This is a genomic window from Pseudomonas azerbaijanoccidentalis, from assembly GCF_019145495.1.
GTDB lineage: Bacteria > Pseudomonadota > Gammaproteobacteria > Pseudomonadales > Pseudomonadaceae > Aquipseudomonas > Aquipseudomonas azerbaijanoccidentalis.
On sequence record NZ_JAHSTU010000003.1, the window covers coordinates 318747 to 338367 of the forward strand.

Below are 19621 nucleotides of genomic sequence, written 5' to 3' on the forward strand. Positions count from 1 at the left end.
GGACATTCCATCATGACTGTAGTTAGCAAAACGGAGTTTGCGGCAAGGCGAGGCTGGGCTAAATCCTATGTTTCCAAGTTAGCCAATCAGGATCGGTTGGTGTTGACCCAGGACGGCAAGGTCGACCTGGAAGCAACGGAAGCACTCCTGGCTCAGACTGCTGATCCCAGCAAAGCCGCTGTTGCCGATCGCCATCATCAAGACCGGCTTCAGCGTGACGTTTACAGCCAGCTCGCCAGCCACGTCGAGCCGACTTCAACGGCTGCGCCGCCGCCCGCAATTATGCCTGCGGGGCAGTTGCCCGATTTTCAGAAAGCCCGGGCACTGCGCGAACACAACCTGGCCCAGCTTGCCGAGATCGAGTTGCACAAAGCAAAGGGCTCGCTGGTCGCTCTGGCAACAGTCAAAACCGGTGCATACAACGCCGGCCGCATGCTGCGCGACCAGTTGCTCGGCATGCCTCCACAACTCGCTCCCGAACTGGCGTCCATGACCGACCCTTGGGAAATCGAAAAGCATCTGACGGCGGCGATTCGTCGCTCCCTGGAAGACGCTGAACGCATGTCGTCGGCGGACCTTGAACACGCACTGACCACGAGTTGAGCCTATGTCCACGGAATTTCCTGACGGTGCAGAGGTGTATCGCGAGGAGTATTTCCGTGGGCTGCGGCCCGACCCAGACGTCTGGATCGATCAGTGGGCCGACGAATATATGCGGATCCCGCGTGACACCGGCGCCGCTGAGCCCGGCAAGTACCGCACCTCGCGCACGCCGTATGCCCGCGAGCCCATGCGTTGCCTGTCGCCGGCGCATCCCTGCAAACGCGTGGTCACTATGGTGGCCTCGCAGTTGATGAAAACGCAGATCGCTTTGAACTGGATAGGCGGCCTGATCCACATGGCGCCGTCCAATATCCTGACACTGCTACCCAGCCTTGGCCTAGCCAAGCGGGTGTCTTCCCGGATCAGCAAGACGATCAAAGCCACGCCTGCACTGCGTGAGCGTGTGGCGTCCAGCCGCTCGCGGGATTCGCGCAACACCATGGACACCAAGGAATTCGAAGGCGGTTCGCTGTACGTCACGACCGCCGGCTCGGCGGCTAACCTTGCCGAGCTCTCGGCGCGCTACGTGTACGGCGACGAGATTGATCGTTGGGAGGTGGACATCGGTGAAGAGGGTGACCCGATTGAACTGGCCGAAACCCGAGGCAGCACTTTTGGCCGCAACGCGAAGTTCTACTTTTCTAGCTCGCCGACCATCAAGGGCGCCTCACGCATCAATGATCTGTTCGAGGGCAGCGACCAGCGTTACTACTACGTGCCATGCCCGAGTTGTGGACACATGCAGACCCTGGAGTGGGAGCGCCTGCATTACTCGAAAGATTACAGCGTGGTGCATTACCAGTGCGCCGGCCCCGACTGTGACGTCCTGATCGAGGAATATCACAAGGGCGAAATGCTCGCAAAGGGTGAGTGGCGTGCACATGCGGAAGGTGACGGCGAAACGATCGGCTTTCACCTCAACGCGCTGTATTCGCCGCTCGGCTGGATGGACTGGAAGTCGCTGGCCAAGCAATTCGAGAAGGCCAAAAAAGCCCAGGCGAAGGGTGATCTTGAACCGATGCAGGTGTTCTACAACACTCGTCTGGCCAAGGTCTGGGATGCGGCGCAAGAGCAAACCAAAGCCGATGTACTGAGGCAGCGGGCGCGACTGGAAGACTTCACCCTGGGCTCTCCGCCGGCGGCCGTTTTGATGATCACCGGCTCTGTCGACGTCCAGGCCAACCGCCTGGAATTCATGGCGATGGGGTGGGGCGTCGGCATGGAACGTTGGGTCGTCGACTATCAAATCGTTTCGGGGGATCCCTCAGACGAGCGCACCTGGGCGGCGCTGGACGAATTGCTCAAAGCCAAATATCGCCATCCGTGTGGCGTGGGTTTGGGAGTTCTCGCCGTCGCGGTCGACTCCGGTGGCCACCACACCGACGAGGTATACCAGTTCTGCCGCGTGCGGCGCTGGCGCAATGTGTTCGCCATCAAGGGCGCGAGCAAACCGGGCAAACCGGTGATTGCTCAGCGTCCCTCAATGGTCGACGTAACCTGGAAAGGCCAGACCGAACGCAACGGCGCCGAGCTTTGGTTCGTCGGTACCGACACGGCCAAAGACTGGATTTACAACCGCTATCCGTTCGACACGGGGCCAGGTGCACTGCACTTTGCAAATGACCTGCCCGACGACTTCTTCGACCAGTGCGTCGCGGAACGCAAGGTCGCACGCTACATACGCGGCCACAAGCGCATCGAATGGGTCAAGGGAAAAGCCGAACGAAACGAAGCGCTGGACCTGATGGTGTACTGCCTGGCCATGGCGCATTACCTCGGGCTCAACCGTTACAAGGAACACGACTGGGAGCGCGTGCGTCAATCCCTGGCGCAGTCGGGTTTGTTTGACGACGCCTTGGGCATCAAACCGGTTCAAGGTGAACGCGTCACTGCTGCAGCAACACCAGCTGTTGCACCGCAACCGGCTTCACAACCTGCTGCCGTCGTCGTGCCGTCGCGACCCGCTGCACCGCCACCTCAACGCCGAAGCTCCAGCAGCGGTTACCTAAAGAGACGCTAGCTTCAGGACAGGCCGATCATTGGGCTGAGAATTTTCACTCCAAGACCGAATGCTTCAGATACCAGTCCGCGAGCAACTTCTTTACCGCCCTCTTTGGCGCTGACAGCTAGTTGTTCCCCGATGGTGGATTTCGAGGACACGCTTTCAGGTGTGGCTTTTAAAACTTCCAGACCTTTGGCAGTGAGGACGGCGTTGTCAATCCCGACGTAAGGATAGGTCTTACAGGTGATGTATCCCGCTTGCATCAACCACGTAGCAGTTGCGATGAAAAATTCCGTTTCATCTGTAGGTACCTCCGTGCCGACTTGTTCGTCGAACTGCACGGCTTTTTCGACGAAGTCTTCCGCGAGGAGCGCTTGGGGAAGCGGAAAGCTTTGGTAAAGCTCGGCAAAAATTTTGCCGGTGATGTCGTCAAACTTTTCAATATTGGAGACAGCCATGTCAGAAAACTCCGAGGAAAAAACGCAGCACGCGCAAAAAGTTAGGGCCACCGCTGAGCTCCAGCTAGAGCTGCGCCGAGTGGTAGCAGATCAGTTAACTGGTCGGATGGATTGGGTCCGAGCACGTACTTACTGGCGAACTCGGCTCCCGGATATTCCAGTTGAAGAATTAGCCGACGCACTCACTCACATCTTGGCCGGCGGCAGTTTCAGGCAAGAAATCCAATCGAGAAACCAGATCTTCATCTAACAGTTTATATATCAAACCGCCAGTACTCATCCAGAGCACACCTCCATGTCATTTACCCAAAAGCACCTCGACGCGGTTGAGGCGGCCATCGCTCGCGGTGAAAAAGTTGTGCGCTACACCGACCGCACCGTGGAGTACCGCACCGTCGACGAACTGCTTAAGGCACGCGAGGAAATTCGCACCTCGTTGATCAGTGCAGCCGGGCCACGCTCCCGCGTGGTTCGGTTGTACCACGGAGGCAAAGGACTCTAATGGCCCGCTATCCGACGCTCACCCGTAACGGATTCGTGTTGCCGTCGAACATCAAGGCCAGTTACGAAGGCGCCGGAGAGGGCCGACGTTCCACTGGCTGGGATGCGCCCGACAACGGAATCAACAGCATCAACACCCCGGCGCTGCGCAACTTGCGATCACGCTCCCGGGCAGCGGTTCGCAACGATCCGTATGCCTATAACGTAATCGACAAACGCGTCAGCAACCTGATCGGCACCGGTATTACGCCAAGGCCAAAAACCGACGATGAAGCCCTGCGCAAACTGCTGCAGGAACTCTGGGACGACTGGGTCGACGAGTCGGACGCCGATGAGCGCACCGACTTCAACGGCCAGCAGGCGTTGGTCGCGCGCACCGTGGAAACCTCGGGCGAATGTTTTATCCGGCTGCGCCCCCGTGGCCTGGACGAAGGTCTCGCGGTGCCGTTGCAGTTGCAGATCCTGGCCCCCGAGTTTGTCCCTCACGATAAGTTCGAAACCACTCGCGACGGCAACTTCATACGCGCCGGGATCGAGTTCACCCCGGGAGGCAAGCGCGTGGCCTACTGGATGTACCTCTCGCACCCGCGTGATGCTTCTTCGCTGAATGCCGGTTACAACCAACTGGTGCGAGTGCCGGCCGCGCAGGTGCTGCATATTTTCGAACCGGTCGAGCCAGGCCAGTTGCGTGGCGTGCCGCGTTTATCGCCGGTGTTGAAGCGCCTGCGCAGCCTCGACAACTACGACGATGCGGTGTTGTTTCGCCAGGAAGTCGCCAACCTGTTTGCCGGGTTTATCAGTCGTCCGGCGCCGGATAGCGTCCAGACGCCTAGAGACCCGGTCACCGGCCAACCGTTAAATATGGATCGCGACGGTTTCACACCGATGGTGGCGCTGGAACCTGGGACCATGCAGGAGCTGGGGCCGGGTGAAGAGGTCGAGTTCTCGAAACCGCCGGATGCGGGCAACAACTATCCCGACTTCATGCGACAGCAACTGATGGCAGCTGCTGCCGGTACCGGCACACCGTACGAGATCCTCACCGGCGACATGCGCGAGGTCAACGACCGGGCGCTGCGGGTAGTGCTCAACGAGTTCCGGCGCCGATTGGAGCAACTGCAGTTCGGCGTCTACGTGCATCAGCTTTGCCGACCGATCCGTGCGGCCTGGATGGACATGGCAGTGTTGTCGGGTGTTCTGGTGTTGGAGGACTACACCCAACGGCGCCGTGAGTACTTGCGCACGCGTTGGGTCCCCCAAGGCTGGGCCTACATCCAGCCTGTGCAGGACGTGCAAGCCCGGCGGATGGAAGTGCAGGCCGGCTTCGCCTCACGCAGCGAGATGGTCCTGCGCACCGGTTACGACGCGGAAACGGTCGACGCGGAAAACGCAGCCGATCTGGCCCGGGCCACCACCCTCGGACTCAATTACACCACCCTCGACGCTTTCGTCCCGATCGACGACAAGGAGCAACCATGAGCAAGAAAACGCGACCGCGCGTTTACAACCGGGCGGGCGAGCGCGTGCCGGTGCAAGACAAAACCTGGTACGCGGTACACGCGAGCGGTGAAGCCACCGAGCGGGTGATCGAAGTCTTTGTCTACGGCGAGATCGGTGGCTGGGGTATCACCGCCAACCAGTTCGTGCAGGATCTGCGTGCCATGGACGATGGCGTCTCGCCCGTGATCGCCGCTTTCAACAGCATCGGCGGCGACCTGTTCGACGGCCTTGCCATGCACAACGCGTTGTCGCGTTTGGGCGAACGTTGCACCGGTCGTGTGGATGCGTTGGCCGCCAGTGCTGCCAGCGTGGCGGTGTGTGGGGCTCACCGGGTGGTGATCGCCTCCAACGCCATGCTGATGATTCACAACCCCTGGACGTATGCGGCAGGGGATGCCGAAGACTTCCGCAAGGTGGCCGATGTCCTGGACCAAACCATGGAGGCGATCATCGCGGCCTATAAGGCCAAGGCACCAGATATTGATGAAGTCGAATTGCGGCGCCTTGTGGCCAATGAAACCTGGCTCACCGCGAATGAAGCGGTGGCCTTGGGGCTGGCTGACGAAGTGGGTGACGGTGTCACGGTCAAGGCGTGCGTCGGCCAAGGTGCCGTGTTGCAGCGTTATCAGCACGCACCGGCCGAGCTACTGGCCCAGCTCGACGAGCCGCCAGAGCCCGATCCGGAACCAGATGATCCGCCGTTGACGCCTCCCGTGGTCGACTCGACGAAGTTGGCCCTGATGATCACCCAGCGTTGTGCCGAGTCGGGCATCAGCAATTTGATTGAGCCACTGCTCAGCTCCACCAAACTCGAAAGCGAAGCCATCGTCCAGGCCGGCCTGACGCGGGCTAAGGCGGTGAACGATCTTTGCGTGGCTGCGCGGTTGCCTGAGTTCAGTGCCGAGTATGTCGCCGCTGGCCTGGACGTCGCGGCGGTGCGTGCGCGCCTGTTCGATAAGATCGTCGGCAGTGGCAAGGGTTTCGAAATCGATAACAGCTTGCCGCTGGACGATGATCCTGCCCTGAAGGTGCAGGCCAAAAAAATCGATCAACCTTCCATCTGGTCCGCCCGCCAAGCCGCGCAGACCGGTAAATCCCAACCTGCTTCAGGAGTAAGACGATGACCATTCAACGAGAGCCGATGCATGCAGGTGAATTCCTCCTGTCCGAAGGAGCCGGCACCATTTCCCGCGAAGCCATCAACGTCGCTGCCGGCCCTGCACTGGAGCCTGGGCAGATCCTCGGTCTGGTCAGCCTGACCGGTGAATTTGCTCCGTATAACCCAACGGCCGAAGACGGTAGCGAAAACGCGATCGCCATCCTTTACGGCCCGCTCGGCGAATCGGATGTGGTGCGTCGTGGTCGTGCCGTGGTGCGTCTGGCTGAAGTCAGCGAAGCCCACCTCACGGGCCTGGACCCTGCTGCCGAAAAGGCGCTCGCCACCCACTTCCTGATCGTCCGCTAAGACGATCCCTGTTTTTCCAGCCCGCCGAGTGCGGGTTTTTTATTTCCTGGAGATTGCTTCATGGCTGATATTGAAATCTTTAACGACGACGCGTTCTCGGTCTCTTCGCTGACCGCCGCCATCAACGAACAGGAATACCTGCCGGGCCGCATCAGCAGCTTGGGTCTGTTCCAGGAAGAGGGCATTACCACCCTGACGGTGCAAATCGAAAAGGATGGCGACATCCTTGCTTTGGTGCCAGCCGGTGAGCGCGGTACGTCTGGCTTGGTAGTCAGTGGCACGAAACGCAACCTGATCCCGTTCAATACCGTGCACTTGCCGCAACGCTTTGCGATCAAGGCCGATGAGATTCAGGGTATCCGAGCCTTCGGAACGCGCTCCGAGTTGCAGGCTGTCCAGGACGTGGTGAATAAGCGCCTGGCGAAAGCGCGTCGACAGCTGGATGCCACTCACGAATTTCAGCGCATGGGCGCGTTGAACGGGCAGATTCTCGATGCCGACGGATCGACGGTGCTGTTGGACATCTACAAAACCTTCGGCGTGACCCGCAAGAAAATGTCCATGGGACTCGCCAATGCTGAGACGGAGCTGCGCGTAAAGTGCGGTGAAGCGCTGGATCTGCAGGAAGATGCGCTGGGCAGCATTACCAGCAGTGGCTCGCGCGCCCTGTGTGGCAAAAACTTCTGGAATAAGCTGATCGTCCACAAGTCGGTGAAAGAGACCTTTCTCAACAGTCAGCAAGCCGCCGCCTTGCGTGGCGACGCCCGTGAAAGCTTCGAGTTCGGCGGTATTGTCTGGGAGCGCTATCGCGGCAAAATCGCCGGCGTGACCTTCATCCATGACGACAAAGCGTTGCTGATTCCCGAAGGCGTACCGGACCTGTACATCTCGGTCTTCGCCCCGGCCGACTACATGGAAACGGTCAACACCGAGGGCGTGCCGTACTACAGCAAGATCGAGCCGATGCCGTTCAACAAAGGCATGGCCGGTGAAGCGCAGTCCAACCCATTGCACCTTTGCACCCGCCCTCTGGCGCAGATCCTGCTGGAGCTCTGATCATGGGCTTTCGCGATCTGATCGCCGACATCGACGCGGTGGTGTTCGAAACCCTGGGCGACAGCGCGCGGATCGAAGGTCGCGAGGAACCCGTGCTCGGCATGTTCTCGGCGCCTTGGTTGCAGCCAAAGATCGGCAAACTCAATACCGGCCTGCGTGAGCCTCGGTTCGAGATTCGCGTCAGCGATTCGCAAGGACTGGAGCAGGGCATGTTGGTCAAAGTCGATCTGCCCGAGCTGGACGGTGGTGGCGATTACGACCTGCTGCAGCTCGAACCGAGCGGTGACGGTCTGGTCGCCTTGATCCTGAGGATGCGCGCATGAGTATCGGCAGCTTCTACAAACCCTCAGCCGACGGCGGGATGATTTCTATCCAGGCGTCGACCGCAGATCTGCAAGCCTTTGAAAACTTCTCCAGCCTGGTACCCAAAGCCGCCGCTGCAGCCCAGCGTCGAGCGATCAACAAAACGTTGGGCTGGCTACGTACCCACATTGCCCGGGCGGTCAGTCGCCAGGAGCGGATCGCCGTCGCGGCGGTCCGTCAGCGTCTGCGGGCTTACCCGGTATCCGGCGGCGCAACCAGCGGCAAATTGTGGTTCGGTCTTAATGCCATCGAGTCCAGCCGTATCGGCCGTGCACGGCAGTCCGGCCGTGGTGTGTCGGTGGCAGGGCGGCGCTATCAGGGGGCCTTCCTGAAGCAGGTTTACGGTAACAAACCCGACATCTGGATTCGTACCGCGAGCAAGCATTTCAACGCGGACGATTACCCCGACAGCACCGTGTCAGGTGCTGCTGGTGCCAGCTCTGGCTGGGCGGCGGAAAACGGCAATCGCTTTCCGTTGGCCAAGGCCAAGGTGTCGCTGGAGCAAGCTCGGCCGCACTTCGACGAATGGATCAAAAAGGCCAATTCGCGCTTGCTGGAAATCCTGCAGCAAGAATTCAACTTTGAGCTGCAGAAGTACCTGAAGGGGACGGCGAATGTCTGATGAACCATTTAGCCTCGATCAGTTGTACAAGGCGATTGAGCAACACCTGCTCAGTCAGTTACCCGGCATCAAAGCGGTCACGGCCTGGCCGACCATCAAGGACCGTATTGCGTTACCGGTGGTGTTCATCGAGATGGCCGAGATTGAACCGGGCAAGGATATTGGTACCGGACAAACAACCCTGATTTGCCGTTTCGAAGCACGGATTATTGTTGATCCCATCCGCCCGCAACATTGCCAACAGGCCGCGCAGTTGGCGGCCCAACTGGCGGTATTGCTGCGCATGCAAAATTGGGGGCTCGCCATCGAACCGGCCGAGTTCGTCCAGGCCTTGCAGGACTGGACCAAACCGGAGCTCGATGGTTACACAGTCTGGCTGGTGGAATGGACGCACCAGATTTACCTGGGTGTTGAGGAGTGGCCGTGGCCAGATGAGCCGCCGGGCTCGTTGGTGTTCGATATCGAGCCCGGCGATGGCCCGGTAAGTCCGGAGGATCTATGAGCCACGCCTTGGCCGAACATGATCGGATGATCGCCGCCATGCTGATGCCGTGCGCGGTGGTCGGTGTGGATCTGCCAGCGGCGACGGTGCGCGTCTCCAATGGTGCATGGACCAGCGCCTGGGTGCGCTGGCACAGTCTCGCAGCCGGCAAGGCGCGGCACTGGCGGGCGCCCAGCTTGGGCGAGCAAGGGGTGTTGTTCAACCCGAGCGGCCAGGCGGGCATGGGAACGTTTATCCCGGGGCTGTACGGCAACGCCGGGCCCCCCCTGATAACCGCGATCATGTTGAGGTCTGGCGCTTCGACGATGGCGGCTCCCTTGTCTACGACTGGGAAGCCAATAGCTACACCATCACGCTGCCGACGGGGAAAGTGATCACCAAAGTGGGGGCGACCGAATCCATCACCACCGACACCAATATCACCGTGACGACGAACAACATGAAGTTTGTCGCGGCCGTGGAAATTCAAGGGCCGTTACGTGTAACGGAAGGCGTTGAAATTGGCGGCGCCTTGCACGCGGTGGGGAGCATCACCAGCGGCGCCGATATTCTCGCCACTGGCAATAGCGACAATCATCACTCGCACTAACCCGCAATCATCCAGCCCGCCCAGTGCGGGCTTTTTCATGTCTGGAGAAAACATGGCCAAGCCTTCCGATGTACCCGTTGACGAACCATCGTCAGCGCCTGATCTGTTGCTGACCTTTCGCGACAAGGTCTACACCTCGCGCACCCTGATCCTCCCTCGAAGCAAGCGTTCGCTGGCCGTGATCAAAGGGCGAGTCGAGGTGTCGGCGTCTGATGAGCAGGCGATCAGTTACCTGAAAGCCAACCCTGAGTTCGAACCGCTGAAGGAGTGATGTCGATGATCGGAATGGATCGCCACACCGGGCAGCCCATTTCGGGTATCGAGCACTTGCGTCAGTCCATGGCCGACATCCTCGGCACGCCGCTGGGCAGCCGCCGGCACCGGCCGGAGTACGGCAGTAAGTTGCGAGCTTATGTCGACCTGCCGGTTAACGAGGGCTGGAAAAGCTCGGTGCAAGCCGAGGCCGTGCGCGCCTTGGGCCGTTGGGAGCCGCGCCTGAAGTTGCAGAGCGTCCGCGTGCTGGCGGTGCTGGGCGGGAAGATCGATCTGAGCATTGCCGGCGACTACCTCGGCGACCGCTTTCTGCTAGAGGTGAGCGTATGAGTAGCATCGTGGATCTGTCGGAACTGCCGGCGCCGGATGTGCTGGAGCCGTTGGACTTTGAGGCGACGTATGAGGAAGGGCTGGCCACCTTTCGTGGCTACATGGGCGAAAACTGGAGCGCGCCGCTGGAGAGTGATCCGGTGGTGAAGCTGATCGAGGTCGGGGCCTATAACAAAGTGGGCAACCGTGCCCGGGTCAACGATGGCGCCAAGGCTCTGCTGTTGGCCCACGCGATCGGCCCGGATCTGGATCACCTGGGGGCCAACGTCAATCTGCCGCGCCTGGTGATCCAGACCGAGGATCTGCTGGCCGTGCCGCCAGTGCCGAAGGTCATGGAGCTGGACGACCCTTACCGCGAGCGTATCCAGTTGGCCTTTGAAGGGTTGACCACGGCCGGTCCGCGTAACAGCTACATTCTGCATGCGCGCAACGCCTCGGGCCTGGTCGTGGATGCCTCGGCGGAAAGCCCATCCCCCGCCTGCGTGACGGTCACGGTGTTGAGTACCGAACGAAAAGGCGAAGCCGGTCCCGAGCTGCTGGCGATCGTCGCCGATGCGCTGGATGACGATGAAGTCAGGCCGGTGGGCGATCGGGTCACGGTGCAAAGCGCTGAGATTCTCGACTATCGCGTTGACGCCATTTTGCACATGAGCAGCGCCGGGCCGGAGGGCGATGCCAGCCTGGCCGAAGCCAAAAAGCGCCTGGCGGCCTGGGTCAATCCACGCAAGCGCCTAGGCGTCGAGGTGGCGCGCTCGGCGGTGGATGCGCAACTTCACGTCGCCGGCGTTTCCCGGGTTGAGCTGGTCGGGTGGGTTGACCTGGCCCCGAGCAAAGCGCAGGCGGCGTATTGCACCGAGTGGAGCGTGGTTCTGGCGGGGGCAACATGAGAAGCCTACTGCCGAGCAATAGCACGCAACTGGAGCGCGCCCTGGAGGCGTCGTTCTATGACAAAACCATTGTGCCGTTGCGCACCTTGTACAACGCCGATACGTGCCCGGTGCATTTGCTGCCCCACCTGGCGTGGGCCTGGTCGGTCGACCGCTGGGATTATCGGTGGTCCGAAGCGACCAAGCGCGCGGCGATCAAGGCGTCTTATTACATTCATGCCCACAAGGGCACGATCGGCGCCCTGCGCCGCGTGGTCGAGCCGCTGGGTTATCTGATCGAAATCATCGAGTGGTTCAAGACGGTGCCCGAAGGGGTGCCGGGCACCTTTGCGCTGAAGGTTGGCGTGTTGGACACCGGGATCACCGAGGAAATGTATCAGGAGCTTGAACGCCTGATCGACGACGCGAAGCCTGTCAGCCGCAAGTTGACTGGGCTTGCGATCAGCCTGGAAACGCAAGGCCATTTGAACATCGCGGCCTGTCTCTACGACGGCGACGAAATCGACGTTTACCCGCCGGTGATGCGTGACATCGAGGTCACGGGCAGCTTTTCCGTGCTCGGCCATGAACACACCATAGACACCCTGGACGTTTATTATGATTGACGCGAATTCGCAGTTTTTCGCCATCCTCACCAACGTGGGGCTGGCCAAACAGGCGAACGCCGACGCGCTCGGCATTCCCTGGAAGATCACCGACATGGGCCTGGGGGATGCCAACCTTGCCGGGGTGGCTGATCCACCTAACCCCGTCCCGTCTCCCACGCAAACCAAGCTGATCAACGAGTGGCGGCGCCGGCCGCTGAATCAGCTCAAAATCGACCCGGCCAACCCGGCGATCATCATCGCAGAGCAGATTGTCCCGGCCGACGAGGGCGGGCGCTGGATTCGTGAAATCGGTCTGTATGACGAGGCCGGCGATCTGGTGGCAGTGGCCAACTGCGCGCCGAGCTACAAGCCGCTGTTGTCGCAAGGCTCGGGCCGCACGCAAGTGGTGCGGATGAATTTCATCGTCAGCAACGCCGGCAACATCACGCTGAAGATCGACCCGGCGGTGGTGCTGGCTTCGCGCGCCTACGTCGACGCGGCCATTCTGGAAGTGTTACCGAAGAACAAGACGCCGGGCGAATGGACTCGGGTCAAGACCAACGATCGCGGGGTTGTGGTGTCGGGTGACAACCCGAGCACCTTGGCCGAGATGGGGATCACCGACACTTACACCAAGACGCAAATCGAGGCGATGATTGCCTAGGCTTCGGCGTTGCCTGTCGGTGCGCAAGTCTCATTTCCAGTGAACAAGGTGCCGCCGGGCTTTCTGGAGCGTGACGGCAGTGTGAAGAGCGTTGCGGCTTATCCGGATCTGTCGGCGTTCTTGGATGGTGCTTTCAACAAGGGCGATGAGGGTGCGGGCAATTTCCGTCTGCCGGAGTCGCGCGGTGAGTTTGAGCGGGGCTGGGATCATGGGCGGGGCGTAGACGTCGGCCGGGCTGTGGGCAGTGCGCAAATCGGTAGTTATCTGCCGGGTGACAACAACGCGGCCGACGAAAACATTTATGTCCATAACTCTGGCGATAAGGCCGGTCTAGGCTGGGACGCCTTCACGGGTGCGCCTGCGCCGGGCACGGTGCGGTATACGTCGGCGAGCGGGGCGTCTACCGCCGATCCGGTGCCGATTGCGTTGCATGGCGGCGCGGCGCGCCCGCGTAACATCGCGGTGGTGATGTGCATCAAGGCATGGAACGCGCCGATTAATCAGGGAAACATCGACATTGCCGCGCTGGTGGCGTTGGCCGCTCAGGCCACTGAAACCAATCAGGGCACGGCCAAAATCGCCACCCAGGCGCTGACGAATGCCGGCGTGGATGACACCACGATCGTCACCCCGAAAAAGATGCGCTGGGGCTTCGGGATTAGCCTCGCCGCCAATGGTTACATCACTTTCCCGACCTGGTTGGGCGGCCTAATTCTTCAGTGGGGTCAAATTCAGGTCGGTGACATTGCCAATGCCGCCGCAGTGCCTTACTCGCTGCCGCTCGCGTTTCCTAATGCTCACTATCAGACACTACTGTCCTGTGGGGAAACGGGCGCGGGCCAATGGAATGTGTACCTCATTAGCAAGAGTTTGCTGGGCTTCTCGTGGGCGGCGAATGAGTTCGCAGCAGTTGTCCAGAATGCCAAAGTTACTTATCTCTCTATCGGTTCCTAGGGGAACGTCATGGACACTCGCTATTACAGTAAAACCACGGGTTGTACCTACGTGACAAGCTTGCACGGCGCCAATATGCCGGCCGATGTGGTCCCGATCGATGAAGAGCGCTTTCTGTTGGTGATTGGCAACCCGGACCCCGGAAAGGTTCGGGGTCACGATGCGCAGGGACTGCCGATTCTGATCGATCCCTTACCGCCAACGGCCGAGGCGCTTTCGGTGCGAGAGCGGTCATGGCGTGATGCAGAGATTGAGAGTGTAAAGTGGCTGCGTGAGCGGCACCGTGACCAGCTCGACATTGGCGAGCAAACGACGCTGACGCCCGAGCAATTCAGCGAGCTGCTGACGTACATTCAGGCCTTGCGCGACTGGCCTCAATCGCTCGACTTTCCCGATAGCCAGCACCGGCCAATCGCGCCGGCGTGGATCGCCGAACAAACCCAATAAACGCCCCGCACTGACGGGGCGTTTTCTTTTCCATTACGCGTATCACCAACACCCTCACAGCCTCGTTCATGCGGGGTTTTCTCGTTTCTGGAGATTGATCTATGGCTGGCTTTTTTCACGGCGTCACCACGACGCTGATTGATACCGGCGCGCGCACCATTTCGCTGCCGTCGTCGTCGATCATTGGTCTATGCGACACCTTTACCCCGGGCCTTCTGGCCACGGCCAAAGCCGGCGAACTGGTGCTGATCACAACCGAGCGCGAGGCCATTGCCGCGTTCGGCGCTGACTCGGCGATCACCCGGGCCTGCCAGGCGATCTATGTCCGCGCCAAAGCGGTGATCGTGGCCATCGGCGTGCCCAAGCTGGAAGACGAGGCGCTGCAAACCTCGGCGATCATCGGCGGCGTTCTCGCCAATGGCCAGCGTACCGGCCTGCAAGCGCTGCTGGACGGCAAGAGCAAACACAATGCCCAACCGAAACTGTTGATCGCCCCGGGGCATTCCGCCACGCAAGCGGTGGCCACCGCCATGGATGCCCTGGCTGGCAAGTTGCGCGCGATCGCCATTGTCGACGGGCCGAACACCACCGACGAGGACGCGCTGGCCTACGCCGAAAACTTCGGCAGCAAGCGGGTGTATCTGGTCGATCCCGGTGTGCAGTTTTGGGACACGGCACAAAGCAAGACGGTCGATGCGCCGGGTTCGGCTTGGGTCGCTGGCCTGTTCGCCTGGACCGATGCCAATTACGGCTATTGGGCATCGCCGTCGAACAAAGAGTTTGTCGGCATCACCGGCACGAGTCGCCCGATCGAGTATCTGGACGGCGACGACACCTGCCGGTCCAACCTGCTCAACAACGCCAATATCACCACGATTATTCGCGACGGCGGCTATCGCCTGTGGGGCAACCGCACTTGCTCCGCAGATGCGAAGTGGTCGTTTGTCACCCGCGTGCGTACCTGCGACATCCTGATGGATGCGATCCAGGCCGGGCACAAGTGGGCGGTAGATCGTTCGATCACCAAGACCTACGTGCAGGACGTCACCGAAGGTCTGCAAGCGTTCATGCGCGATCAGAAAAACGCCGGCGCAGTGATCAATTTCGAAGTCTACGCGGACAAGGAAATGAACACGGCCAGCCAAATCGAGCAGGGCAAAATTTACTGGCGCATCCGTTTCACCGACGTGCCGCCGGCGGAAAACCCGAATTTCCTTATCGAAGTCACCAACGAGTGGCTGACCGAAGTTCTCGAAACAGCCTAAGGGGGCCGTTCAATGATTCCTCAAGTTCTGACCAACTGCGTCGCGTTTATCGACGGCGTGAGCCTGTCCGGTGAAGTGCCCAGCCTGACCCTGCCGAAGCTGACGCAAAAGACCCTCGACTATCAGGGCGGAGGCATGTCGGTGCCGATTGAGTTCGCTGTGGGCATGGAAAAGCTGGAGTCCGCGTTTACCACCAACGGCGTGCGCCGCGAGACGCTGAAGTATTTGGGTCTGTCCGATCAGACCGCCTGCAATCTGGTGTTTCGCGGTGCGTACAAGGGCCTCAAGGGGGCGGTCACGCCAGTGGTCGTCACCATGCGCGGCGGCGTGAAAGAAGTCGACATGGGCGACTGGAAGCCGGGCGATCAGGCCGAAATCAAACACGCGGTGAAGCTCGTTTACTACAAGCTCGAAATCGACGGGCGCGTGATGTACGAGATCGATCCGCTCAACATGATTCAGGTGATCGACGGTGTTGATCAACTCGCTGCCGAACGCTCGGCCGTTGGCCTTTAAGGATAAAAACACATGACCCTAGTTACCCAAGCGTCGCCGGCCTGGCTCGCCGTCACCGAGGAAGGCGTTACCGTAACGCTGCGTTATAAGGCCAGCTTCAACGGTGTGCTGGTCGACAAGTTGACCATGCGCGCGCCCAGCGTGAAGGAATTCAACGCCGCGAAACTCATCGCCGCCGGCGACATGGAAAAGATGGAGCTGCACCTTTTTTGCTCCTTGCTCTCGGTCGCCGAGGCGGATCTGTTAGCCCTGAAACTCAAGGACTATAACCGCTTGCAGGCCGGCTATTTTCGCCTGGTCGAAGAAGACGACGTGTAACGCAACCACGCTCAAGATCGCGGCTAAACGCTTGTCTAAAGAGACGGGGTTCTCGGCGGCCGAGATCGAGGCCATGACTTTTGATCGGATGGTGTGGTGGCTCACGGATTGAGCCGCCTTCGATCGACTCGACGCATAGGGCACGTACATGGCGAACAAACTCGCGCTCGGCCTGGTCATTGGTGGGGCGGTCAGTTCCTCGGTGGGCAACGCCTTTAAGGATGTCACCGGGCGCATCAAGAAGCTGGAAGCCGAAGGCAAAAAAGCTCGGGTGCTGGAAAAGACCATTGGCGACACCATCCGCTTGCGTGATGAGTGGCGTAAGGCGCATCTGGCGGGTGAACAGGGGGCCGGCGCACTGCTGAAACGGCTTGAGTCCAATATCAGTAGCCTGAAAAAACAGGGCGTTGAAGTCCGCAATCTGACCAAGGCTTACACCAGCATGGGCGCCGTGGCGGCCAAGGCCGAGCTGAAAGCCAAGGGACACATGCAGCTCGATGAGGGCAAACAGAACCTGAAAAGCAGCGTCGGCCAGGCAGCGGCGGCCACGGTGGCCATGGCTGTTCCGACCAAGGTCAGCGCGGACTATGGCGCGATCATTCGCGACATTTCGATCAAGGCCGGTATTGCCAACAAGCCGGAAGAGGCGCAGCTGTCCAAGACGATTATCGGCACGTCGCGCGATACCGGCATGGCGCGCAATAAGGTGGCCGAAGTGGTCAATGCCCTGGTCGGTGCTGGCATGGAGCTGGACAAGGCCCTGCAATATGCGCCGACGGCGGCCAAGTTTGCCGTGGGCCAGGGTTCGGACGGTACCGAAACGGCGCGCATGATCAATGCCCTGGGGCAGAACGCCAAGATCACCGACCCGGCGCAGATGCAAAAGGCCCTTGAGGCGATCGCCTACCAAGGTCAGGCCGGCAGCTTTGAGGCGGCCGACATGGCGCGTTGGTTCCCCGAATTACTCGCGGGCATGGGCAAGCTGGGCATCACTGGTATGGACTCGGTGTCGCAACTGGGCGCCATGCTTCAGGTCCAGATGAAGACGGCCGGCGGTTCCGATGAGGCAGCGAACAACCTCAAAAACTGGATGGAAAAAATCGGCTCGGGCGACACCGTCAAGGCCTATGCAGACGCCGGTATTGATTATCAAGCGTCGATGAACACTGGCCTGCAGAATGGCAAGTCGACCCTGGAATCCAGCTTTGAATTGGCGCAGAAGTACATTGCCGCGACCGATCCGAAGAAGGCCGCCGCGATGGCGGAAGCCACCGCCAGGATCAGCAAGGAAGCCGATCCAGAAAAAGCCAAGGCCATGATTGCGTCTCTGGAGCAGGCCCTGCGCACCGGCGACCTCTTCGCCGACATGCAGGTAAAGGGCGCGCTGACGGCGTACATGCAGAACAAGGATCTTTACGACAAGTTGAAAAACGAGTCGGCCAATGCCAGCGGGATCTTGGATAAGAACCTGGAAGAGCGGCGCCAGTCCTCGGCGCAGAAGTGGGCAGAAATGGCCCAGGGCATGGATGACGCCATGCGCGCGATCGGCGACGCCTTTCGGCCAGTGACGGATGCCGTGGCCGGTGGTTTGACGTCGGTCGCCCAGGGCCTGAGCAAGCTGTCGGATGAATCGCCGCGCCTGATGACGGGGATCGGTGCGGCCGTGGCGGCGGTGATCGCCGCGCAGACGGCGTTTAGCAGTTTCAAGATTGCCAAGGGCCTGCTGAACATCGGTCGCGGTTCGCTGGGGGGCAATCCCAACATTCCGCAAAAGGTGATCGTCACCAACATGCCGGTCGGTGGCCTGGATGGTGCCGGCGTCGATGCCGACGGCGGCAAGGGCAAGAGGGGTGGCAAGGGCGGTCGGTTTGGCGGTGGTCGCGGTGCGAGTATCGGACTGGGGGTGAAGGGGCCGGCGATCTTTGCGGCGGTTGATTCCATGTTTAAGGCAGTGGACACCTACCAGAACGCCGAAACCCAAGACGAAAAGGCCGAGGGCTACGGCGGTGCGGCGGGCGGTTTGGCCGGCGCGATCGCCGGCGCTTCGGCGGGGGCTTTCATCGGCTCGGTGGTGCCGGTGATCGGCACGGTGGTGGGTGGCGCGATCGGCGCCGCCCTGGGCGGTATGGGTGGCGATCTGTTGGGTGGGGTGCTCGGCAAGACGATGTTTGGTGCCGACGAATCACTCAAGCGTCTGCCTGACGCGGGTCCGCTGATGATGGCCAACGCCGGCAAGGACATTCCGCCGACGCTGGGCAGCATTGTGCAGTCGTTCGCCAAGCCTGGCGCCAGTGGTGTGTCGCTGTTGGCCAGTCCCGGCCGGGCGGCGCCGGTGGTCGAGACGCAGCCCGGTGATGCGGCACGCGCCATGATGTTGCCGCCGGCCAGTGCCGACGGGGCGGTCGCCAAGTTGGCCCCGCTATCGCCTGCCAAGTCCGAGGCCGGAGGGGTAAAGGTCGATTCCAAGGTCGAAATTCATGCGCCATTGACGGTAACGGTACAGGGCGATGCGAAAGATCCGGCGCATCTCGCGGAGCAATTGCGGCCGTTTTGGGAGCAACAGCAACGCAACATCGCCCAGCAACTGGAAAGCCGCAAGTTGTACGACTCGCCGAACATTTAACGCGGAGGGCTTATGCCTGCATTGGACCAATTACAGTCGGGGCTCAAATACCTGGCCTCGGCGGGGGAAACCGGACGGCGCAGCCTGGACGGTATGCTGGGGCCGATGAATGGCGCGATCAGCGAAATCACCGGCGCCGCGTCTGAGCTGGAGGATCTGCCCTTTGTCGACCCGGTGGTCGGAGCCAAGCTTCAGCGGGTCATGCGCGGGGTGAATGCCGCGCAAGCCAAGGTCGGCGCGGTGGTTGCCACCTACAACAAGGCAACCCGGGCGCTGTCGGGGATGGATGAGCGCTTGGGCACGCTCAAGGAACAGGCCGGGAAAGCGGCGACGGCGATTAACAAGATCGCCGGCAAGGCCAGTCCGGCGTTGGCCAACATTGTGCCCACGGGCACCTTTGCCACGGATCAGACGCCGGCGCCGGAGGCGGTTAAGCCGTTTCCGCACCTGCTGATCATCCAGCCCCAAGACCCCAAGGCGCCGCCGTATTTCTTCAACCTCGACACGGCCGCCTTTGATGAGCTGCGCCGCTCGACTGAATTCCGTTGGGCCTCGCAAGAGCGCCTATCACGGCGCCCGGCGCAGCAAGCGGTGGGCATGGGCGACGAGAAAATCACCCTCAAGGGCGCGATCATTCCCGGCCTTAAGGGCGGCTTGAAACAGCTCGACACGCTGCGCATGCTCGGCGCCCAGCTCCAGCCGCTGACCCTGACCACCGGTTATGGGGATGTGCTGGGCACCTGGTGCCTGAAAAACCTTGAGGAAGAGCAAAGCGCGCTGATGCAGGGCGGTATTCCACGTAAACAAGGGTTCTCACTGGAGTTTGTGCGCTATGGCGACGACATGCAGAACGTCTGACGGGGATCTGCTGGACACCATTTGTCATAACTTTTATGGCCATCTGGTCGGCAGTGTGGAAGCGGTCCTGAACGCCAATCAGGGCCTGGCCGATGAGGCCCAGCCGTACCGCGCTGGTGTGCTGATCGTGCTGCCGGATCTGCCCAAGCCGATCGAAGAGCAGGTAACACTCTGGGATTGATGGTCTAAACTCGATTGGCTTGATTCATCAAGCTCCTTACTTCAGCCCGCCTTGTGC

The 19621-nt window shown here is 60.7% G+C and carries 23 protein-coding genes and 2 pseudogenes; 24 read left to right on the forward strand and 1 reads right to left on the reverse strand.

The window, feature by feature from the left end; genetic code table 11:
• Positions 1–12 precede the first annotated feature (12 nt).
• Both KVG88_RS12255 and KVG88_RS12260 read left to right on the forward strand, forming a co-directional pair.
• Entirely contained in the window at positions 13–603 is a 591-nt protein-coding gene (locus KVG88_RS12255) for a terminase small subunit (RefSeq protein ID WP_217871478.1), read from the forward strand.
• Between the two features lie 4 nt (positions 604–607).
• Positions 608–2623 (forward strand): phage terminase large subunit family protein, encoded by a 2016-nt coding sequence (locus KVG88_RS12260; protein WP_217871479.1) that lies wholly within the window; start codon positions 608–610, stop codon positions 2621–2623.
• A gap of 2 nt (positions 2624–2625) precedes the next feature.
• On the opposite strand, the gene KVG88_RS12265 is transcribed toward KVG88_RS12260, so the two are convergent.
• Positions 2626–3063, reverse strand: a complete 438-nt coding sequence (locus KVG88_RS12265; RefSeq protein WP_217871480.1) for a hypothetical protein — start codon at positions 3061–3063, stop codon at positions 2626–2628.
• A gap of 295 nt (positions 3064–3358) precedes the next feature.
• On the opposite strand from KVG88_RS12265, the gene KVG88_RS12270 reads away from it, so the two are divergent.
• From KVG88_RS12270 to KVG88_RS12375, 22 genes and pseudogenes are all read left to right on the forward strand, one after another.
• Entirely contained in the window at positions 3359–3565 is a 207-nt protein-coding gene (locus tag KVG88_RS12270; RefSeq protein WP_217871482.1) for a phage head-tail joining protein, read from the forward strand.
• Entirely contained in the window at positions 3565–5043 is a 1479-nt protein-coding gene (locus KVG88_RS12275; RefSeq protein ID WP_217871483.1) for a phage portal protein, read from the forward strand. Before KVG88_RS12270 ends, KVG88_RS12275 begins: the two co-directional genes overlap by 1 nt.
• A complete protein-coding gene (locus KVG88_RS12280; RefSeq protein ID WP_217871485.1) occupies positions 5040–6188 on the forward strand; it encodes a head maturation protease, ClpP-related in 1149 nt (382 codons plus the stop codon). Before KVG88_RS12275 ends, KVG88_RS12280 begins: the two co-directional genes overlap by 4 nt.
• The gene (locus tag KVG88_RS12285) at positions 6185–6529 is read left to right on the forward strand and encodes a head decoration protein (RefSeq protein WP_217871487.1); all 345 of its coding nucleotides are present in this window, start codon (positions 6185–6187) and stop codon (positions 6527–6529) included. Before KVG88_RS12280 ends, KVG88_RS12285 begins: the two co-directional genes overlap by 4 nt.
• 60 nt (positions 6530–6589) lie before the next feature.
• Positions 6590–7585, forward strand: coding sequence for a major capsid protein (locus KVG88_RS12290; protein WP_074877060.1), 996 nt, complete (start codon positions 6590–6592; stop codon positions 7583–7585).
• A 2-nt stretch (positions 7586–7587) separates the two neighbouring features.
• A complete protein-coding gene (locus tag KVG88_RS12295; RefSeq protein WP_217871489.1) occupies positions 7588–7908 on the forward strand; it encodes a head-tail joining protein in 321 nt (106 codons plus the stop codon).
• A complete protein-coding gene (locus KVG88_RS12300) occupies positions 7905–8570 on the forward strand; it encodes a hypothetical protein (RefSeq protein ID WP_217871493.1) in 666 nt (221 codons plus the stop codon). The genes KVG88_RS12295 and KVG88_RS12300 overlap by 4 nt, the downstream gene beginning before the upstream one ends.
• Entirely contained in the window at positions 8563–9072 is a 510-nt protein-coding gene (locus KVG88_RS12305) for a hypothetical protein (RefSeq protein WP_217871494.1), read from the forward strand. Before KVG88_RS12300 ends, KVG88_RS12305 begins: the two co-directional genes overlap by 8 nt.
• A 44-nt stretch (positions 9073–9116) precedes the next feature.
• Positions 9117–9661, forward strand: a pseudogene (locus KVG88_RS12310) (phage baseplate assembly protein V).
• A gap of 52 nt (positions 9662–9713) precedes the next feature.
• Positions 9714–9932, forward strand: a complete 219-nt coding sequence (locus KVG88_RS12315; protein WP_217871496.1) for a hypothetical protein — start codon at positions 9714–9716, stop codon at positions 9930–9932.
• A 5-nt stretch (positions 9933–9937) separates the two neighbouring features.
• Positions 9938–10264, forward strand: coding sequence for a GPW/gp25 family protein (locus KVG88_RS12320; protein ID WP_217871497.1), 327 nt, complete (start codon positions 9938–9940; stop codon positions 10262–10264).
• Positions 10261–11151, forward strand: coding sequence for a baseplate assembly protein (locus tag KVG88_RS12325; protein ID WP_217871499.1), 891 nt, complete (start codon positions 10261–10263; stop codon positions 11149–11151). Before KVG88_RS12320 ends, KVG88_RS12325 begins: the two co-directional genes overlap by 4 nt.
• A complete protein-coding gene (locus KVG88_RS12330; RefSeq protein WP_217871500.1) occupies positions 11148–11756 on the forward strand; it encodes a phage tail protein I in 609 nt (202 codons plus the stop codon). Before KVG88_RS12325 ends, KVG88_RS12330 begins: the two co-directional genes overlap by 4 nt.
• Positions 11749–12636: pseudogene (locus tag KVG88_RS12335) on the forward strand (phage tail-collar fiber domain-containing protein); the annotation flags it as partial. The gene KVG88_RS12330 and the pseudogene KVG88_RS12335, both read left to right, overlap by 8 nt.
• Before the next feature lie 3 nt (positions 12637–12639).
• Entirely contained in the window at positions 12640–13356 is a 717-nt protein-coding gene (locus KVG88_RS12340; protein ID WP_437179945.1) for a gp53-like domain-containing protein, read from the forward strand.
• Positions 13357–13365: 9 nt separating this feature from the next.
• Positions 13366–13803 (forward strand): phage tail assembly chaperone, encoded by a 438-nt coding sequence (locus KVG88_RS12345; RefSeq protein ID WP_225933970.1) that lies wholly within the window; start codon positions 13366–13368, stop codon positions 13801–13803.
• A gap of 101 nt (positions 13804–13904) precedes the next feature.
• Positions 13905–15068, forward strand: a complete 1164-nt coding sequence (locus tag KVG88_RS12350; RefSeq protein WP_217871503.1) for a phage tail sheath subtilisin-like domain-containing protein — start codon at positions 13905–13907, stop codon at positions 15066–15068.
• Positions 15069–15080: 12 nt separating this feature from the next.
• The gene (locus KVG88_RS12355; protein WP_217871506.1) at positions 15081–15584 is read left to right on the forward strand and encodes a phage major tail tube protein; all 504 of its coding nucleotides are present in this window, start codon (positions 15081–15083) and stop codon (positions 15582–15584) included.
• Between the two features lie 12 nt (positions 15585–15596).
• Positions 15597–15902 (forward strand): phage tail assembly protein, encoded by a 306-nt coding sequence (locus KVG88_RS12360; RefSeq protein WP_217871509.1) that lies wholly within the window; start codon positions 15597–15599, stop codon positions 15900–15902.
• Positions 15903–16050: 148 nt separating this feature from the next.
• The gene (locus KVG88_RS12365) at positions 16051–18525 is read left to right on the forward strand and encodes a phage tail tape measure protein (protein WP_217871511.1); all 2475 of its coding nucleotides are present in this window, start codon (positions 16051–16053) and stop codon (positions 18523–18525) included.
• Between the two features lie 12 nt (positions 18526–18537).
• Complete coding sequence (locus KVG88_RS12370; protein ID WP_217871512.1) at positions 18538–19383, forward strand: phage tail protein; 846 nt, start codon at positions 18538–18540, stop codon at positions 19381–19383.
• Positions 19358–19564 (forward strand): tail protein X, encoded by a 207-nt coding sequence (locus KVG88_RS12375; RefSeq protein WP_217871514.1) that lies wholly within the window; start codon positions 19358–19360, stop codon positions 19562–19564. Before KVG88_RS12370 ends, KVG88_RS12375 begins: the two co-directional genes overlap by 26 nt.
• Positions 19565–19621: the final 57 nt, after the last annotated feature.

Coding starts and splice junctions, on each gene's coding strand:
- KVG88_RS12255 (WP_217871478.1), top strand. CDS start 13: ATGACTGTAGTTAGCAAAACGGAGTTTGCGGCAAGGCGAGGCTGGGCT.
- KVG88_RS12260 (WP_217871479.1), top strand. CDS start 608: ATGTCCACGGAATTTCCTGACGGTGCAGAGGTGTATCGCGAGGAGTAT.
- KVG88_RS12265 (WP_217871480.1), bottom strand. CDS start 3,063: ATGGCTGTCTCCAATATTGAAAAGTTTGACGACATCACCGGCAAAATT.
- KVG88_RS12270 (WP_217871482.1), top strand. CDS start 3,359: ATGTCATTTACCCAAAAGCACCTCGACGCGGTTGAGGCGGCCATCGCT.
- KVG88_RS12275 (WP_217871483.1), top strand. CDS start 3,565: ATGGCCCGCTATCCGACGCTCACCCGTAACGGATTCGTGTTGCCGTCG.
- KVG88_RS12280 (WP_217871485.1), top strand. CDS start 5,040: ATGAGCAAGAAAACGCGACCGCGCGTTTACAACCGGGCGGGCGAGCGC.
- KVG88_RS12285 (WP_217871487.1), top strand. CDS start 6,185: ATGACCATTCAACGAGAGCCGATGCATGCAGGTGAATTCCTCCTGTCC.
- KVG88_RS12290 (WP_074877060.1), top strand. CDS start 6,590: ATGGCTGATATTGAAATCTTTAACGACGACGCGTTCTCGGTCTCTTCG.
- KVG88_RS12295 (WP_217871489.1), top strand. CDS start 7,588: ATGGGCTTTCGCGATCTGATCGCCGACATCGACGCGGTGGTGTTCGAA.
- KVG88_RS12300 (WP_217871493.1), top strand. CDS start 7,905: ATGAGTATCGGCAGCTTCTACAAACCCTCAGCCGACGGCGGGATGATT.
- KVG88_RS12305 (WP_217871494.1), top strand. CDS start 8,563: ATGTCTGATGAACCATTTAGCCTCGATCAGTTGTACAAGGCGATTGAG.
- KVG88_RS12315 (WP_217871496.1), top strand. CDS start 9,714: ATGGCCAAGCCTTCCGATGTACCCGTTGACGAACCATCGTCAGCGCCT.
- KVG88_RS12320 (WP_217871497.1), top strand. CDS start 9,938: ATGATCGGAATGGATCGCCACACCGGGCAGCCCATTTCGGGTATCGAG.
- KVG88_RS12325 (WP_217871499.1), top strand. CDS start 10,261: ATGAGTAGCATCGTGGATCTGTCGGAACTGCCGGCGCCGGATGTGCTG.
- KVG88_RS12330 (WP_217871500.1), top strand. CDS start 11,148: ATGAGAAGCCTACTGCCGAGCAATAGCACGCAACTGGAGCGCGCCCTG.
- KVG88_RS12345 (WP_225933970.1), top strand. CDS start 13,366: ATGGACACTCGCTATTACAGTAAAACCACGGGTTGTACCTACGTGACA.
- KVG88_RS12350 (WP_217871503.1), top strand. CDS start 13,905: ATGGCTGGCTTTTTTCACGGCGTCACCACGACGCTGATTGATACCGGC.
- KVG88_RS12355 (WP_217871506.1), top strand. CDS start 15,081: ATGATTCCTCAAGTTCTGACCAACTGCGTCGCGTTTATCGACGGCGTG.
- KVG88_RS12360 (WP_217871509.1), top strand. CDS start 15,597: ATGACCCTAGTTACCCAAGCGTCGCCGGCCTGGCTCGCCGTCACCGAG.
- KVG88_RS12365 (WP_217871511.1), top strand. CDS start 16,051: ATGGCGAACAAACTCGCGCTCGGCCTGGTCATTGGTGGGGCGGTCAGT.
- KVG88_RS12370 (WP_217871512.1), top strand. CDS start 18,538: ATGCCTGCATTGGACCAATTACAGTCGGGGCTCAAATACCTGGCCTCG.
- KVG88_RS12375 (WP_217871514.1), top strand. CDS start 19,358: ATGGCGACGACATGCAGAACGTCTGACGGGGATCTGCTGGACACCATT.